The 17,016-nt window shown below is 74.1% G+C and carries 11 protein-coding genes; 4 read left to right on the forward strand and 7 right to left on the reverse strand.

Going from position 1 to position 17,016, the window contains the following annotated elements; translation table 11 throughout:
- Positions 1-48: 48 nt before the first annotated feature.
- The gene (locus tag C7Y72_RS02155) at positions 49-657 is read left to right on the forward strand and encodes a TetR/AcrR family transcriptional regulator (protein WP_107566980.1); all 609 of its coding nucleotides are present in this window, start codon (positions 49-51) and stop codon (positions 655-657) included.
- Here the strand turns inward: C7Y72_RS02155 and C7Y72_RS02160 are convergent.
- Positions 654-1,511 (reverse strand): SDR family oxidoreductase, encoded by an 858-nt coding sequence (locus C7Y72_RS02160; RefSeq protein WP_107566981.1) that lies wholly within the window; start codon positions 1,509-1,511, stop codon positions 654-656. The genes C7Y72_RS02155 and C7Y72_RS02160 overlap by 4 nt on opposite strands.
- Positions 1,512-1,590: 79 nt before the next feature.
- Complete coding sequence (locus C7Y72_RS02165; protein ID WP_107566982.1) at positions 1,591-1,839, reverse strand: GlsB/YeaQ/YmgE family stress response membrane protein; 249 nt, start codon at positions 1,837-1,839, stop codon at positions 1,591-1,593.
- A gap of 76 nt (positions 1,840-1,915) precedes the next feature.
- Here C7Y72_RS02165 and C7Y72_RS02170 point away from each other — a divergent pair, with 76 nt between their 5' ends.
- The gene (locus C7Y72_RS02170; protein WP_107566983.1) at positions 1,916-3,397 is read left to right on the forward strand and encodes a calcium-binding protein; all 1,482 of its coding nucleotides are present in this window, start codon (positions 1,916-1,918) and stop codon (positions 3,395-3,397) included.
- Between the two features lie 3 nt (positions 3,398-3,400).
- Here C7Y72_RS02170 and C7Y72_RS02175 read toward each other — a convergent pair whose 3' ends face one another.
- A complete protein-coding gene (locus tag C7Y72_RS02175) occupies positions 3,401-5,539 on the reverse strand; it encodes an MMPL family transporter (RefSeq protein ID WP_107566984.1) in 2,139 nt (712 codons plus the stop codon).
- 57 nt (positions 5,540-5,596) lie between these two features.
- Here C7Y72_RS02175 and C7Y72_RS02180 point away from each other — a divergent pair, with 57 nt between their 5' ends.
- Entirely contained in the window at positions 5,597-6,127 is a 531-nt protein-coding gene (locus C7Y72_RS02180) for a winged helix-turn-helix transcriptional regulator (protein ID WP_107566985.1), read from the forward strand.
- Positions 6,128-6,192: 65 nt separating this feature from the next.
- On the opposite strand, the gene C7Y72_RS02185 is transcribed toward C7Y72_RS02180, so the two are convergent.
- From C7Y72_RS02185 to C7Y72_RS02195, 3 genes are all read right to left on the reverse strand, one after another.
- Positions 6,193-9,189, reverse strand: a complete 2,997-nt coding sequence (locus C7Y72_RS02185; RefSeq protein ID WP_107566986.1) for a M14 family zinc carboxypeptidase — start codon at positions 9,187-9,189, stop codon at positions 6,193-6,195.
- A complete protein-coding gene (locus C7Y72_RS23010; protein ID WP_107566987.1) occupies positions 9,189-11,483 on the reverse strand; it encodes an Ig-like domain-containing protein in 2,295 nt (764 codons plus the stop codon). Before C7Y72_RS23010 ends, C7Y72_RS02185 begins: the two co-directional genes overlap by 1 nt.
- A gap of 334 nt (positions 11,484-11,817) precedes the next feature.
- A complete protein-coding gene (locus tag C7Y72_RS02195; RefSeq protein ID WP_107566988.1) occupies positions 11,818-12,984 on the reverse strand; it encodes an MFS transporter in 1,167 nt (388 codons plus the stop codon).
- An 86-nt stretch (positions 12,985-13,070) separates the two neighbouring features.
- On the opposite strand from C7Y72_RS02195, the gene C7Y72_RS02200 reads away from it, so the two are divergent.
- Positions 13,071-14,249: a ParB/RepB/Spo0J family partition protein gene (locus tag C7Y72_RS02200; protein WP_107566989.1), complete on the forward strand. Its 1,179-nt coding sequence runs from the start codon at positions 13,071-13,073 to the stop codon at positions 14,247-14,249.
- 18 nt (positions 14,250-14,267) lie between these two features.
- Here the strand turns inward: C7Y72_RS02200 and C7Y72_RS02205 are convergent, their stop codons facing one another.
- Positions 14,268-17,015: a helix-turn-helix transcriptional regulator gene (locus tag C7Y72_RS02205; RefSeq protein ID WP_107566990.1), complete on the reverse strand. Its 2,748-nt coding sequence runs from the start codon at positions 17,013-17,015 to the stop codon at positions 14,268-14,270.
- Position 17,016: the final 1 nt, after the last annotated feature.

The following is a 17,016-nucleotide window of genomic DNA, read 5'->3' on the forward strand; positions in this document are numbered from 1 at the left end:
AGGGGAAGTCCGGACAGATGTCCAAACTTCCGGGTACGCTGGAGGTGCATGCCGAGCCCGCGCCCCGCCCACCGCGCCTCCACCCTCGAGCGCCGGGACGCGCTCCTGGCCGCGGCACTCGAGGTCGTCGCGGAGCGCGGCGTCGGCGCCACCACGCACCGGCTCGTCGCCGCGCGCGCGGGCGTGCCGCTGTCGACGACGAGCTACTTCTTCGGCTCGATCGACGAGCTGCTGCTGGAGGCGCTGCGGACGTTCGCGGCGCGCTCGATCACCCGGCTCGAGGCCGCGACCGCCGCGATGGTCGAGCACGACCTCGCCCCGGACGCCGCGATCGACGCGTTCGTCGCGCTGCTGCTCGCGGTCCCCGAGACGGAGCTCGTCGCGCAGTTCGAGGCGTATGTCGAGGCGTCGCGACGCCCGGAGCTGCGCGCCGACCTGATCGCGGTGCTCGACGCGTTCCAGGCCCCCGTCCGCGCCGCGCTCGCCGCCGCCGGCGTCGCTCGCGCCGACGAGGCCGCCCGGGCGTTCGTCGCGCTCGTCGACGGGTTCGCGCTGCACCGCGTGGTCCGGGGCGCCGGCCCGCAGGGCGACGCGCAGGCGCTGCGCGAGGCGCTGCGGCTGCTGCTGGCGGCCTACGCGGCGGCGCCGACCGACTAGCCCTGGCGGGCCTGCCGGGTGATGCGCACGAACTGGTCGTTGAGCAGCCGCATCGCGAGCGCGTAGCCGGGCGGGAAGACGCGCTGGGCGAGGTACCCGAGGCGGATGTCGGGCGAGGTGTGGACGAGGTAGCGGTCCTTCTCGATCCCGACGAGGATGCTCTCGGCGACCTGCTCCGGCGTCCGCGCGTGGCGGCGGAAGCGGCCGACCATCTTCTGGATCGCGGGGTTCTCCCGGTCGATCCCGGCGATCTCGACCGTCTGGACCAGCGGCGTGTCGACGCCGCCCGGCACGACGAGGCTCACGCCGATGCCGTGGCGTCGCAGGTCGAAGCGCAGGACCTCGGAGACGCCGCGCAGCCCGAACTTCGCGGCGCTGTAGGCGGCGTGCCAGGGCAGCCCCAGCAGACCGGCCGCCGAGGAGACGTTGACGAGATGGCCGCCCCGGTCGGCGGCGATCATCGGCGGCACGAACGTCTCGATCACGTGGATCGGACCCATCAGGTCGATGTCGATCACACGCCGCCACTGCTCGTGGGTGAGCGTCTCGACGCTGCCCCAGATCGAGATGCCCGCGACGTTCATCACGACGTCCATCGCGCCGTGCTCCGCATGGATCGCCGCAGCCATCGCGACGACCGCGTCGTGGTCGGCGATGTCCGCGGCCTGCGCGAAGGCGACGGTGCCGCCGGCCGCGCGGATCTCCGCGACGACCTCGTCGAGCCGGTCGCCCTGGACGTCGGTCAGGAACAGGATCCCGCCGCGCCGGGCGGTCGCGATCGCCGTGGCCCGGCCGATGCCGCTCGCGGCGCCGGTGATCAGGCACTGCTTGCCGGAGACGGACTTCTTCGCCATGGCGCGGCAGCGTAGCGGACCGGCGAACGCCGCTGTTCGCCGATGGTTCGGCGCGTCGGCGCCGGGCGCGCCGGACGGGTCAGTCGCGTCCGGCCGTGCGCAGCACGATCAGCACGAGCGCCGTCCCGATCACCGCACCCGGAAGACCGCCGAGGTCGAGCGTCTCCGTGTCCCCCACGCCGAGCACCTCGGTGAAGAGGAAGTAGCCGACCAGGGATCCGACGATGCCCAGCGCCGTCGTCGGCAGGCACCCGGACACCTGGCTTCCCGGGGTGAACGCGCGGCCGAGGTAGCCGGCGACGAAGCCGAGGATGATCGCTCCGAGCATCGTCCGAGCGTATCTTCTCCCGTGATCGGGTCCGCGCACGCGTCCTCGACCACCACCCACCAGCTCCCGAGGGACCATGCCCGCTCGACGCCACCGCCTCGCCGTCCTCCTGCCGCTCGCGGTGCTGGGCTCCACCGCCCCGGCGGGCGCCGCGACCGTGTCGTACGACGCGGGGACCGGCATGCGGATCACCGCGGGCGCCGGCGAGACCAACCGCATCAGCTTCGAGAGCGAGGCGCGCGCCGGCGGGCTCGAGATCCGGGTCACCGACGCGGGGACGACGCCCACTCCCGGCGGGGGCTGCCAGACCGGCGCTTCGGCGTCGGTCGTCGTCTGCGTCCTGCCGATCGGCACCGGAGCGAACTACGTCCTGACGGCCGACCTCGGCGACGGAGACGACGTGTTCGAGGGTGGCGGCTACGTCGTGGAGACGGGCGACACGTTCATCACCGCCGGGCCGGGAGACGACGACGTCCGGACCGGCAGCAGCTTCGACGCCGTCGACCTCGGGCCCGGCAACGACACCGTCGAGACGCGCGGCGGGAACGACTCGGTGATCGCCGGCCCGGGGAACGACTACGTGTTCGGCGGTGGCGGCAACGACCGCTACGAGGGCGGCGACGGCACCGACACGATCGACTACAGCCGTGGCGTGCACAGCGCGATCGTCTTTCTCGACGGCACCCGCCCGACGCTGAAGCGCAACGCCCCCAGGCAGGTCAACGCGCAGGACACGATCTCGAGCTTCGCGGTGGCGATCGGTTCGGCCAACGGCGACACGCTCGTCGGCACCAGCGGCATCGACCGCCTCGAGGGGCGTGACGGGCCGGACAAGATCTTCGGCGACCCCGAGGCCCACCGGCTGTTCGACCCCGATGCCGCCAACCCGCGGATGGCCTCGCGGGCCGCGTGCTGCTTCACCACGGTGCCGCCCTCCAAGGCGCCGACCTCCCCGGGGCCCGCTGCGCAGCCTCCGCGCGTCGTGACGTTCCCGGCCGTGCAGCTGAACGTGCGGATCCGACTGGCAGACGTCCTGCTGGGCGGCCCGGGCAACGACGAGCTGTACGGCTCCGTGCTCGGGGACGACATCAACGGGGAGGCGGGCGAGGACCTCGTCGACGGCCGCGGCGGCGACGACCTGATCTTCGGCCGGGACGGGACCCGGGACCGCATCGACTGCGGCACGGGGACCGACGCGGCGACCGCCGATCTGCGCGACGAGTACGACGAGGGACGCAACACCTGCGAGTCCTTCGACCGCGGGGCCCTGCGCGAGTACGGGCACGTGCGGTTCGGCCCGCGCTCCCCGAAGCTCTCACGCGGGACCCTGACCCTGCGGCTGTCGTGCCCGAAGGGCACGCCCAGGGGCTGCGCGGGCCGCCTCAGCGCGAGGGCGGGCGGCCGGACCGGAGCGACGACGCGCTACGCGATCCGGGCCGGCGCGACGCGGACCGTCCGCGCGAAGGTGCCGGGCAGCGGTCGGACGATCGTGCTGCGGTCGGTGGAGCGGGGCAGCTTCGGCGACCGGACCACGATCCGGACGCTGCGCCGTTCCTGAGCCCTAGGCCTCACTGATCCCCACACGACGGTGGAGCGCCGCCAGGGGTCGGGGCGCCCACCAGTTGCGTTCTCCGAACAGCCGCATGAGCGCGGGCACGAGGAGCGCGCGGACGATGGTCGTGTCGATGATCACCCCGACCGCCATGCCGACCGCGATCTGCTTCATGAAGAACACCGGGCTCACGGCGAAGGCGAGGAAGACCACGGCGATCATCACCGCAGCCGCGCTGATGATCCGTCCCGTCCGCCCGATGCCGATCGCGACGGCCTCCTCGTTCGTCAGTCCGAGCTCGTGCTGCTCCTTGATCCGCGCGAGCACGAGGACGGCGTAGTCGGTCGCGAGCGCGAACGTGACGGCGAACAGGAAGACGAGGCTGGTGACCTCGACGGCGTCCGGCCCGGGGTAGTCGAGCGCCCACGACAGCCATCCGTGCTGGAACGCGAGGACCAGGATCCCGAGCGTCGCCGACAGCGTGAGCGCGTTCATCAGCAGGGTCTTCAGCGGCAGGATCACCGAGCCCGTCAGGAGGAACAGCAACATCGTCGTCCCGACCACGATGATCGCGACGACGTAGGGCGCGTTCTCGACGAGGCTCGCCTTCTGGTCGATGAACCGCGCCGTGTTGCCGGCGACGAGCACGTCCGCCGCCCCCGGTGGAGCGAGGTCGCGGATCGCGCGCACGGCGTCCTGGGCACCTCCATCGAGCGCGGCATCCCGCGCTGACAGCGTCGCGAACGCGACGTCCGGCGAGGCGCGGGTGAACGGCGTCGCGCGCGCGATGCCCTCGACCGACCGCAGTCGCCCGGCGAACCCGGCGAGGTCCGCGTCGGTCGCCTCCCCCCGGACCGTGACCGTGATCGCCTCGGTGACCTCGCGCGGGTAGTTGGCGGTGAGGTACTCGCCCGGCTCGTAGGACGGCTGACCGGGCGGGACCGCCTTGGCGCTCGGCCCGGTGAAGTCCACCCCGGCCATGGGCGCCGCCGCGGCGAGCAGCAGGCCGCCGCTCACGAGCGCGACCAGGACCGGCCGGCGCATCACGCCGCGCGCCAGCCGATACCAGCCGCCCGACGTCGCCGACACCGGCGGCGCTCCGCGACGCAGCGTGAGCGCATCCAGCCGCGCACCCAGGAGCGCGAGCAGCGACGGCACCACGAGGATCGCGATGACGGCGCTGAGCACGCCGACGGCGACGCCCGCGGCGCCCACCGAGTAGAGGAACCGCTGGGGCATCACGAGCAGCGCAGCCATCGCGGCGGCGACCGTGAAGCCCGAGAAGATCACGCCGCGCCCGGCGTGCACGACGGTCGCGCGGTGGGCCACCTCGCCGTGGCCGTGTCGCTCGACCTCCTCGCGGTAGCGGGAGACGAGCAGCAGCGCGTAGTCGACCGCGAGGCCGAGGCTGAGCGCGGTCCCGATGTTCAGCGCGAACAGCGACGTGTCGACGAGCGACGACATGATCCGCAGGAACAGGAACGTGCCGAGAATCGAGAGGACGCCGATCAGCAGCGGGATCAGCGCCGCGACCACGCCGCGGAACACGAGCAGCAGCAGGACGGTGAGGGCCGGGAACGCGATCAGCTCCGCGTTCGTGAGGTCCTTGCGGGTCTGGTCGTTGACCTCGTCGAACCCGGGGGCGAAGCCTGCGAACGAGACGTCCAGCGTGTCCGAGCGCACCGTCCGCCTGGCGTCCGTCGCCGCGATGCCGCCGACGTCCTCGACGTCCTGCGTGGAGAGGAAGGCGGTGACCACGAGGGAGCGGCCATCTCGCGCGATGCCCAGACCGCCGGCCGCCCGCGGCTCGGCCAGGGGGTTCACGACACGGCCGACGTGCTCGACCCGCCGCAGCCGCTGCGCGATCCGCGCCACCTCGGCGCGCACCGAGGGCGCGGTCGTGTCGAGCGCGCCGCCGCCCGGTGCGCGCACGAGCGCGACGATCCCGGGGGTGGCGTCGTAGCCGAGCGCGTCGCGCAGCGTCGACGTCGCCCGCTCGGACTCCGAGCTCGAGTCGGTGAAGCCGGCGGCCTTCAGGTGGTGCTCGACGTCATACCCGAAGGCCCCGGCGCCGACGGCGAACAGAGCCACGACGGCGAGGACGAGCCGGGGGCGTCGCCAGGTGATGTCCGCGATCTTCCGAAGCATGGTGCGGCACCGTAGCACGTAAGTTTCTTGAAGGAACTAAGTCGCTACACTTGACCGATGCAGCGAACGTCGTTCGAGGAGTTCACGTGCCCGATCGCCCAGACGCTCGAGGTGATCGGCGAGTGGTGGACGCCGCTGATCCTGCGCGACATCGCGTTCGGGCTCACCCGGTTCGATGAGATCCAGCGCAACCTCGGCATCTCACGCAAGGTCCTCACCGAGCGGCTCAACGGCCTCGTCGAGGCCGGGGTGCTGCAGCGGCAGGCGTACTCCGAGAAGCCGCCGCGCCACGACTACTTCCTCACCGAGAAGGGCGCCGACCTCGGCGCGATCCTCCTCGCGATGAAGGCCTGGGGCGACCGCTGGTCCCTCCCCGGCAAGCCGACCGTCGAGGTCCGGCACGAGACCTGCGGCGGCATCACCGGCGTGGAGCTGCGGTGCACCTGCTGCGGCGAGCCGCTCAACGCGCTCGACCTCACACCCCTCGAGGGCCCGGGGATGATGGTCGGCCCCGGGACCAGCGAGCTGCCCGCCGGGCTCGAGCGCCTGCGGGCCGCGCGGGCCGGCGAGCCGATCCCCGGCCGCTGACGCGCCCGGCCGGCCGGGGACCCAGCCCCCGACCGGCCGTGACGAACGGGCGCGCGTGCCCGGGCCTACAGCTGCGCCTGCAGCGGCTTGACCTTCAGGGACTTGAGCTGTCCCATGACCCGACTCGTCCAGTAGTTGCGGTCGTGGTCGTCGCTGAGGCGGGCGTTCTTGGCGATGAACGTCGCCTGCTTCTTCGTCGTCGCCCACCGGACCTTGCTGCGCAGGGCCTTGGAGAGCTTCGCCCGCTTGACGGCGGTGCGGAGCTTGCCGAGCTCCGACCGGCGGACCGTGATCCGCACGTCCTTCTGCGTGGTCGTGGACGCCACCACCGGCCGCGACGCGACCTTCGGCAGCTCCGCCTTCGCGAGCGACTCGGCCGCCGGCGGTGCGGACTCCGCCGTCGCGCTCGTCTGGCCCTTGGCCGGGTCCGGCGTCCGGACGGCTGCCGGGGCGATCGGGTCACCCGAGGGTGCGAGCACCGCGTTGAGCACGAGCCGCTCGTCCTGGTCCTTCCAGGCCCGGAAGAACGGGTTGAACCCCAGCAGCGTCGCGCGACCGCTGCCGAGCCGCTGCTCGACGACCGCCGGGCGCCCGTCGAGCTTCCCGGCCCCCAGCGAGTTCACCTGGTACCCGAAGGCCCGGGTGCCGTAGGCGGCGACGACCGTGCCGGTCCCGACCGTGGCCGGGTCGAACACCGGGTTGCTGCTCGCGTCGCGGTAGATGAAGCCCCCGCGATCGAAGCCCCAGCCGACCGGGCTGGCGGTCGTGTACTCGGCGCTGTACTCGGTGCCCGGCGTCGTGATCGTCGGCGACAGGTTGACCGTGTTCAGCTGGGTGATGCCCGCGTTGCGCGCGGAGGTGACCCCGCCCGCGTTGGAGCCCACGTAGCGTCCGCCGCCGTTGACGAACGCCTGCAGGGCCGACGCTCCCGTCCCGGCGGCGATCGTGCTCCCCGGGTTGATGAACGCGGTGTACTGGCCGGTCACCAGCTCACCGGCCGCGAGCTGCGTCGTCGTGATGGGGACGATCGCCGACGCGGGCAGCTTGTCCTTCTGCGTGAGCGTGAAGAGCGCCTCGCAGAACGACGTCGAGGTGCACTGGCCCGTACCGGTGCCGGGCTGCAGCGGGTTGCTCGGCACCGTGGTGCCGCCCGTGAACAGGCCGATCTTCGGCTTGGCGATCAGGTACCGGGCCACCGGGTAGGAGGCCAGCCCGGCGATCGGGGTCTCGCGGGCCGCCGACAGCGCGGCCAGGTCGATCCCCGCCGTGCGGACGGTCGCGCCGTCCACGAGCGCCGCGCCGGTCGCGAACGAGCGACCCGCCGCGGTGAACGCGGAGCCCGACCGGTACACGGTGGCGCCGCGGTCGAGCAGGTCGACGACGAGGCCGAGGCCCGCCATCGAGTCCGTGTCGAACGCGTAGACCGCCGCGTCGGGCGCCGGGGTGGTGCCGAGCGCCGGGGCGGTGATCTCCGTCGTCGTGACCCCCACCGGCAGGTTCTCGACGAGGAAGCCGCTGCCGGCGAGCCCGCGCTGCAGCGGGTACGACCAGGTCACCACGTCGTAGAAGTACGGGAACGCGATGAACGGGTCCTCGCCCAGGACGGCCTGGATCCAGTGCTTCTGCGACTGCGCCATCGGGATCCAGAAGGTCCCGGCGGGCAGCGTCTTCGTCGTGGCGGGCTTGCCGAACTCGCGCACGCCGGTCGCGTTGACCGCCGAGTCGAGCTTGTACACGTGCACGCCGACCTCCAGGAGCTCCTTGATGAGCTTCGCGACGTCACCGGAGTGCTCGTCGGCCCGGAAGAAGTAGCCGCAGACCGGGTGGCTGGGCTGCTGGGTGATGACGTCGTGCAGGGGGCTGACCAGCTTGTTGGGCTGCAGGTTGCAGGCCGCTCCCTGGTCGATCGCCTCCTGCCACTGCTCCACCCACTTGGTGAGCAGCCGGACCTTCTGGTCGGAGACGACGTTGATCGTCTCGTCGATGGCGAGGTAGTGGTCGTAGGCCTGCTTGCCGTAGGCCTCGCTCACGCCCTTCTCGTAGGTCATGCCGGCCGCGCCCATGATCAGGGAGGGCACGGAGTCGCCGTACTCCGGCGTGAACATGTCGTAGGAGTTGTAGTTCTGGTACTGCCCGGACTGGTCGTTGAACTTCTGCTGCAGCGCCGGTCCGATCGTGTTCTGGATCGTGTCGAGCGTGAAGTCCGACAGCTCGTGGTGGACCGGGTCCTCGTTGGGCGGGAAGAAGTAGCCCGAGGACTGCTGGTGCGCGTCGATGAAGAACAGGCCCGGGTACTTGTTCATCTGCGGGATGAACGACCGGTTCTCGCTCTGCTGCCGCGTCCCGAAGTCGCGGTTGTGGTCGAACGCCCAGGCGCTCGTGCGCTGGTCGTTGTCCCGGCCGTCCGGGTTGCGGACCGGCATGAGGAACAGGTCGAGGTTCTTCAGTCGGCGCTGGTTGGCGCAGTCCTTGCGCGTCACCAGCTCGTAGAGCTGCCGAACGATCGCCTCGGCGGCCGCCGGCTCGTTGCCGTGCGGGGTCGCCGTGACCCACGCGAGCGCGGGCCGGTTGCGGACCGCGGCGAGACCCTCGGCCTCGCTGATCGTGCCCGCGCGGACGCCGGCCCAGAACGGCCCGTCCTGGCGACCCTCGTCGAGGTTGGCGACGTTGTCGGGGGTCGAGAGGACGTAGAACGCCAGCTCGCGGTTGAGGACCGAGCGGCCGAGCGGGTACTTCTTCATCCGCACGGTGGGGCTCGGCTGGCCGCTGGCGGTGCCGGCGCCCGTGTTCACCGCGGCCATGACCGCGTCGAAGTACTCGAGCACGACGGCCGACTGGTTCTTGCCCTCGACGCGGCCGGTGCCGCCCGTGCCGAACGGCAGCTTCGCCGCCGGGTTGTGCCCGTCACCGTAGTACTGGTCCCAGGACGGGATGTTCGAGTCGTACTGCAGGTCAGGGGTGCACTGGGCCGGGTCGGCCTGGGCGTTGGCGGCGGCGGGCATGCCCGCCCCGATGATCGCGGCCGCGGAGAGCGCGGCGGCGAGGAGCCTGCGGCGGAGCATCAGGAGAACCTCCGGGTCGCGGTGATCTCGGACAGGACGGTGGATCCGCCGAAGCGGGCGGACACCGTGAACGCGCGGCTGGAGCGACGCGTGACGACGGACCGGCGGACCGTGCAGGTCGCGCGGTCGAGCTTCACCTTGCGGTTGGAGAGCGTCCTGCCTCCCCGGCGCACGACGAGCGTGACGGTCCCCGACGAGCAGGCCTGCGCGGCGGTGGTGCCGAGCGGACGCCGCAGCGTCAGGGTGACGGTCTTGCGGACCCGGCCACCGCTGAGGCGGCGGGTGCCGACGGCGACCGACAGCTTGCGCGGCTCGAACTTCCGCACGCGCAGCGGACGGGAGACCTCGGCGGTCGCGCCGGAGGCGTCGGTGACGACGGCACGCAGCGTCTGCATGCCGACCTCGCCGATCTTCGGCGTCACCTTGCAGGTCCAGGGCTCCGCGGAGACCACGCAGATCTGCCGGGTGCCCAGGAACACGGTGACGGTGCGGACACCGGCCGCCGCGACGGGCCGGAAGCGCAGCGTGCGTCCCTGGTCACCGAGCTGCGTCGGCAGGTCGATCGGCAGTTCGATCGTCGGCGACGCGGCCTGGACCGGCGCCGGGGCCGGCGGGGCCGGGGCCGTCGGGGTCGGCGTCGGCTCGGGGGCCGGCGTCGTCGGGGTCGGGGTCGGCTCGGGGGTCGGCGTCGGGCAGGCGATCGCGACCGTGGTGCTCGCGGCGGTGGTCTGCCCGAGCGAGTCCTCGACGACGACGCCGTAGCTGCGCGTCGCGCCCGAACCGCACGCCGCTCCCGCGGGCACGGTGGCCGTCTGCGTGTACGGCGGCACCGAGGCGCTGCCCAGGACCGTGGCCCCGGCGTAGAAGGTGACCTTCTTGACGCCGATGTCGTCGTCGGCGACCGCGGTCAGCGGCACGGCCTGCCCGGGCTGCACCGACGCCGGGCCGGTCAGCGACGCGGTCGGTGCGGCGTCGGAGATCGGCAGCGGGGCGCTGGCGATCGGGTACTCGCCCGCGGTCGGCGAGATCTGCGCGCCGTTGCGGAACGGCGAGAAGGTCACGGTCGTGGACCCGTTCGCCGAGGCGACGCCGTTGACCGGGTTCTCCGGGATGTCCGGGTTGGTGGTCGGCGACACGGCCGGACCCGGGTTGGTGGTCGCGGTGTAGCGCAGACCCCACCAGAGGTTCGTCGCCACGAGCGGCACGGTCGCCGCCGACATGCCGTCGGCGAGCACGTTGTAGGCGCCGTAGGCGTTGTCGACGATGTTCGACGTGGTGATCGTCGAGGCGACCGCGTTCTGCAGGCGGATGCCCGATCCGAGGCTGAGGTTGGCGTTGTTCGTCGCGCTGTTGCGAACGGGGGCGCCGGTGCCGTTGACGCGGTTCTGGGACAGCAGCGAGCTGCTGATCGTGGTGGTCGCCCCGGCGTTGACGCGGACGCCGTCCTGGCCGAACAGCGGCCCGTCGGTGAGCTCGCCGACCGGCTGGGTGCTCCCCGAGCCGCAGAAGCCGTCGGCCTCGTAGTTGACGCACTCGTTGCGCCCGACGATCTCCGACGCGACGATCTCCGCGCGCGGACGGACGCCGGAGGAGACCAGCGGGACGGTGTCGCTCTCGGCGCCGTCGACGAGGACGCCGATGCGGTTGTAGCGGTCCACGCGCGTGCTCTCGATCCGCACGGTACGGGGGTTCGTGGAGCTGAACCCGTTGGCCGCGGTGTCGTTCGTGACGATCGCGATGCCGTAGCCGGGCGTGCCGGAGCGGTAGCCGCCGGGCTGCTCGAAGGCGAAGCGGCGCTCGCCCGTCGTCACGTTGGTGACCGCGGAGCGGGTGATCGAGCCGGTCGCGTCGATGTAGACGATGCCCGCCTCGCTGGCGACACCGCCGCCGGACACGGTGATGCCGCTGATCGCGACGTTGATCGGGTTGCGGAACGAGCCGCCGACGACGGCGACGAGGTCGCCGATGCCGTTGCGGATGTTGAGCGTGCTGTCGGCGATCGACGAGCCCGGGGCGAGCTTCTTCGGCGTGATCGTCACGAGGTCGGCGCCGGCCCCCTTGAGGGTCATGCTCTTCGTGATCGTGAGGCCGTTGCTGCCGGGGGTGCCGGCGCCCTCGGCGTAGGCGCCGGGGCAGACGATGACGGTGTCACCGACGCCGGCGGCGTCGATGGCGTCCTGCACCGAGGTGTAACCGGCCGCGGGGCAGTCGGCCTTGTCGTCGTCGACGGTGAACGTGACCGCTGACGCGGGGCCGGCGACGGCGAGGGTCGCGGTCGTCGAGATGACGACCACTGCCGCTCGCGACGCGAGTGGGATGCGCAAGGTCCCTCCAGGGGTGGGTTGTGTGGTGTGCGCCGGGACGCCGCAGGGGCGGCCGACAGGAACGACGAGCGACGGCGCGGTGAGCGACGCCGCGGTGATCGCGGACCGGCTGCGGTCCGCCTCCTCGGACGAGGGGCGGCGTCAGGAGAACGCGAGGAGCTGGGCGGGCGACCACCAGGCTCGTGAGTGCACGCGGACGTCGATCACGGAGCGCACGACGGTAGTTCCCCCTCCCATGTCACGGAACCTACATCCGGCACAACTGCGACTGCAAGTCGCTCGACCGGATGTCGGGTCGACCCGGTCAGCCGGTCCGATCCGGCCGGGCCAGCAGCCACGCGACGGGCACGTACGTCGCGGCGAGCACCGCGAACAGCACGGCGTCGTCGGCGACGAGCGACCCGAGCGCGTAGGCCCCGAAGACCGCGAGCACGACGACCTCGGTCGCGAGGCTCGCGACCGACGTGACCGTCGAGCGGGCCTCCCCCTCGATCGCCTCCTGCAGCCGCGCGTCGACCGCGACGGTGACCGCCTGGAAGACCGCGAACGCCAGCGCCACGAGCACGAACCCGGCGGGGACGCGCGCGAGCGCCCCCGCCGCGAGCGCCGCGGCGGCGACCAGCACGAGCAGCGCGCGGGCGCGCCCCGAGCACGCCGCCGCCCGCGCCGCGCCGACGCCTCCGAGCGCCATGGCCGCGTAGACGAGCAGCCCGAGCAGCGGGACCGTCCCCTCCCCGACCCCGGTGCCGACCGCCAGCAGCGGCAGGTACTCGTCCAGCGACCCCCAGACGGCGGCGACCGCCGGGATCGCGGGCAGCGCCGCGCGGACCGCGGGGGAGCTGCGCAGCTCGGCGAGCCCGTCCCGCAGGACCGTCCCGTAGGCGGCGAGCCCGGCCTCCGGGTCGCGCTGCGCCGGGGCCGTGCGGTGCTCCGGGAACGTCGCGCCGACGGCGGCCGCCAGCCCGCAGGCCAGCACGCTTCCGGCGCCGACGAGCCCGAATCCGCCGAGCGCGAACGCGGGCGCCGCGAGACCGATCGCGGTCGCGCTGGCGACGGTGCCGCACGCGGTCGCGCGACCGAGCAGCTCGGCGTAGCGGTCGGCGTGCCCCTGCCGCTCGAGCTCGTCGTGCACGAGCGCCTCGAGCGCCCCGGACTGCAGCGCCCCTTGCGCCCCCCAGAGCACGAAGCCCAGCGCGAACACCGGGTAGGAGGGCGCCGCGACCCAGAGCCCGAACGCCGCGCCGCTCAGCAGCGGCGCGAGCGTCAGCAGCCGCCGCCGGGACACGACGTCCGCCCAGACGCCCGACGGCACCTCGAGCACGAACCCGGTGACCGACCAGATCGCCAGCAGCGAGGAGATCTCCGCCGTCGACAGCCCGTGGTCCTCGAACAGCAGGGCGTACAGCGGGTACAGCAGCACGAAGTCGCCCAGGAACGCGTACGCGTACAGGCGACGGGCCAGCGGCGTCACGCCGCGGTCAGGTCAGCGCTTGCGGTGGCGAAGGTGGTCGCGCATGGGCGCGAGTATCGCACGGACCTGCTTCCATCCACCACCTCATGGGCCAGGTAGACCAGCTTCAGGAAGCCGAGCAGGACGTCGCGCAGCTGCAGGAGGAACGCGACCGCCGCGAGCGCGAGTCACGGACCGAGGACCTCCGCAAGGCGCCGCTCACCGATCTCGCGGACCGCCCGCACACGCTCGTGAGCGCGGCGCTGCGCCAGGTCCGCACGATGGTGAACATGCGCGTCGGGACGCTGCCCGACATCCACGACCTCGCCGTGTCGATCAAGGAGAGCGGCCTGCTGCACCCGCCGCTCGTCCGCGCCACCGGGGACGACGACAAGCCCTACGAGCTGCTCGCGGGCCGCCGCCGCTTCGCCGCGATGCAGCTGCTCGACCAGGCGGAGGGCGCGCGCGAGGACTGGCGCTTCACGGTCGTGACCGACATCTCCCGGCGCGAGGCGCTGACGATGCAGTTCGCCGAGAACTTCCACCAGCGCAAGCCCGAACCCGTGCAGTTCGCGCGGGCGGCGCGGGCGATCATGGCGGAGGACGAGTCGCTGACCGCGGCGGACGTGTCCCGGATGGTCGGCGCGCCGCTGGCGTGGACGCGTCAGGCGCTGCGGATGCTCGACCTGCCGGAGTCGATCGTCGAGCGGGTCGAGCAGGGGGACCTGTCGTTCACCGCCGCGGAGATCGTGCGGCGCGGGATCTCGCGCGGGGACGTCTCCCCCGACGAGGCCGCGGACCTCGTCGAGCAGCACGCCGAGGGGAAGATCAGCGGCGGCTCGCTGAAGCTCGGCGTCGGGTACGTGCCGCCGAAGCCCAAGGACTACGACGAGCAGTCGCGCCAGCTCGACGAGGCGCGCTGGGCCGCCAAGCGCGCGAAGGACGACGGCGAGGACCAGCGCGACTGGGACGCGGCGTCGCCGGACCGGGCGGCCCGCACGCCCGCGCGCGACGCGGCGCTGCGCGCCGGCGGCGCGCCCGGCGCGGCGCGCGCGGAGCTGCGCGAACCCGAGCCCGAGGACCTCGACGGCTACCTCCTGGGACGGCTGCTCGACGAGCTCGCCTCGCCCGAGCGGCGCGCCTCGCTGGGCATCGCCAGCCCCGGGGACGCGTACGAGTACGCGTTCGCGCAGCAGCCGCACCAGCGCATCCGGATCCTGCGGATGCTCGCCTCGGAGCTGCTGGCCGACGACCAGGACCCGCCGCGCGCGCTGCGCCGCCGCTGACCGCGGACGCCGGCCCGCTCAGGTCGGCGGCAGCGCGCCCGAGAGCTCGGCCCGACGGCGGATGCCGAGCTTGCGGAACGTCCGGGAGAGGTGGTGCTCGACGGTCTTGGGGCTGAGGAAGAGCCCGGCGCCGATCTCCCGGTTGGTCTGGCCCTGCGCGGCGAGCAGCGCGACCTGCAGCTCCTGCGGGGTCAGCTCCTCCACCCCGGGCGCCCCGGCGGCGGCCGGCCCGCCCGCGCTCGCCGCCGGACCGCCCGCGGCCCGGAGCTCGACCCGGGCCCGCTCCGCCCACGGCGTGGCCCCGAGCCGCTCGAACGCCGCGACGGCCGTGCGCAGCGGCCGGCGGGCGTCGGCCGGTCGGCGCGCGCGCCGCAGCCGCTCCCCGAGGAGCAGCCGGGTCCGCGCCGCCTCGAACGGCCGCTCGGCCGGGTCGTGCTGCTCGAGGGCGCGGGCGAACCAGTCGTCGACCTCCTCGTCGGGGCCGAGCACGCCGCGCAGACGGAGCGCGGCGCCGGCCGCCCAGGTGTGGCCGGGACGCTGCGCGTGGCGCTCGAGCACCGCGAGGCGCCGGGCGGCCCCGGGCTCGTCGCCGCTGCGCCAGAGCGCCTCGACGAGGTTCGGCAGGTAGCGGACGATCGCGGACTCGTCCACGTCGGTGCGCGCCTCGACGCGCTCCGCCGCCAGTCCGTGGTCGGCGGCCTCGCCGGGGTGGCCGCGGCCGAGCTCGAGCAGGCACAGCGCCGCGTGGCCGTAGACGGCGATCGACGCGGCACTCATGCTCTCGGCCAGGGCCGCGCAGCGCGTCGCGTGCGCCCGGCAGCGGTCGTCCTCGCCGAGCAGGGCCTCGACCTCCGCGAGCACGCCGAGCGGGTACCCGAGCGCGGTCTCGAAGCCGGTCGCGTCCCCCAGCTCCACGGCCTCGGTGGCGTCGGCCCGCGCCCGCTGGAGCCGCCCCAGGCGCAGCTGCACGAGCGCCCGGACCCCGAGAGGGTAGACGAGCTCGGCCACCAGTCCGGCCTCGCGCAGGACGGCGACGAGCCGCGTCGCGAGCGCTTCGGCGCGGTCGAACCGCTCGACCCAGGTCGCGGACTGGGCGGCCATCGCGACGATCTCCGGCGGCCCGGTGCCCGGCTGGTAGGCGAGCAGCTGCTCGTGCGCGGCCTCGAGGACCGCGTCGGCCTCCGCGCTCTCGCCGAGCGCCATGCGCGCCTCCGCGATCAGGACCTCGGCGAGCGCCGCGACCGGTGGGGCCACCGGCGCCGCGAGGTCACGGGCGCGCGTGGCGCGCTGGACCATCCGGCGCATCCGCCCGTTGGCCATGTCGATCGCCGCGGCCTCGAGCAGGAACGCCCCGGCACGCAGCGGATCGTCGGGGAGGGCCTGCGCCTCGGCGACGAGCCCGTCCGCCCCCGCCTCGGGCTGCCCGGAGCGGGAGTCGACCCGGGCCCGCAGCGCGCGCAGGTCGACGCCGACGAGCGGGTCCCGGGCGACCTGCTCGCAGCGGACGAGGAGCTCGCGACCGAGCGCGGGCCGCCCGCCGACGAGCGCGGCCGCGGCGGCCTCCAGCAGCAGGCGGGCCCGGTCGTCGGGCGCGGCGGTGAGATCGGCGGCGCGCGCGAACGCGGCGGCGGCGTCGACGAACGCACCGGCCGTCTGGGCGCGCACCCCGACGTCGCGCAGCGCGGCCGCGACGTCCGCGTCGGGGCCGATCGCCGCGGCCGCGCGGTGCCAGGCGCGCCCGTCGGGGGAGGCTTCCGGCTGGTCGGCGAGCTGCCCGTGCACGGCGCGCAGCGCCGCGGGCTCCGCGGCGGCGAGCACCGCGGAGCGCACGAGCGGATGGCGGAACGTCGCCCCGGACGCGTCGAGCACGAGCAGGCCGGCGCGCTCGGCCGCCGTGAGGGCACCGTCGCCGACGAGATGCCGCGCGAGCCCGGCGGCGTCGTCGCCGGGCTGGGCGGCGGCGAGCAGCAGCAGCGCCTCCCGGGCCGGCGGGTCGAGCGCGGCGACGCGGCGACCGTAGGCGCGCTCGAGTCCGCGGCCGATCGGCAGCTGAGCGGGCAGCGGCTCCTCGCCACCGCGCTGGGCGGCGCTGAGCAGGGCCGGGATCTCCACGAGCGCGAGCGGGTTGCCGCCGGTGTCGGCCACCAGGCGGCGGGCGACGGCGTCGGCGAGTCCCGGGTGGGCGGCGGTGAGCAGCGCGACCCCGGCGTCCGCGTCGAGGCCGCCGAGGGCGAGCGCGGGGACGTCGAGCGCCGCGACGTCGAGGCCCTCCTCGTCCCGGACCCCGAGCAGCACGGCGACCGGGTCCGCGTCCAGCCGGCGGGCGGCGAACAGGACGGCGGAGCGGCTCGCCTCGTCGACCCACTGGAGGTCGTCGACGACCACGACGACCGGTCCGCGGTCCTCCGCGGCGGCGGCGAGCAGCCCGAGCACCGCGGAGGCGACCGCGAACGGCGCCGCGGGCGCGGCCTCCTCGAGCGCGAGCGCCGACCCCAGCGCCCGGGCCTGCGCCGCGGGCAGCCCGTCGCGCAGGTCGAGCACCGGCCCCAGCAGCTCGGCGAGCGCGGCGAACGCGAGGTGCGCCTCGGACTCGACGCCGCGCGCGTGCAGCACCGTGCCGCCCGCCTGGGCCGCCGCCTGCTGCAGCAGCATCGTCTTGCCGACCCCCGCGGGCCCGTGCAGGCACAGCACGCCGGAGCGTCCCGCCGCCGCGTCCTGGACCAGACCGCCGAGCGTCGCCAGCTCGTCCTCGCGACCAACCAGCACG

The sequence above is a fragment of the Paraconexibacter algicola genome, from assembly GCF_003044185.1.
Taxonomy (GTDB): Bacteria; Actinomycetota; Thermoleophilia; order Solirubrobacterales; family Solirubrobacteraceae; genus Paraconexibacter; species Paraconexibacter algicola.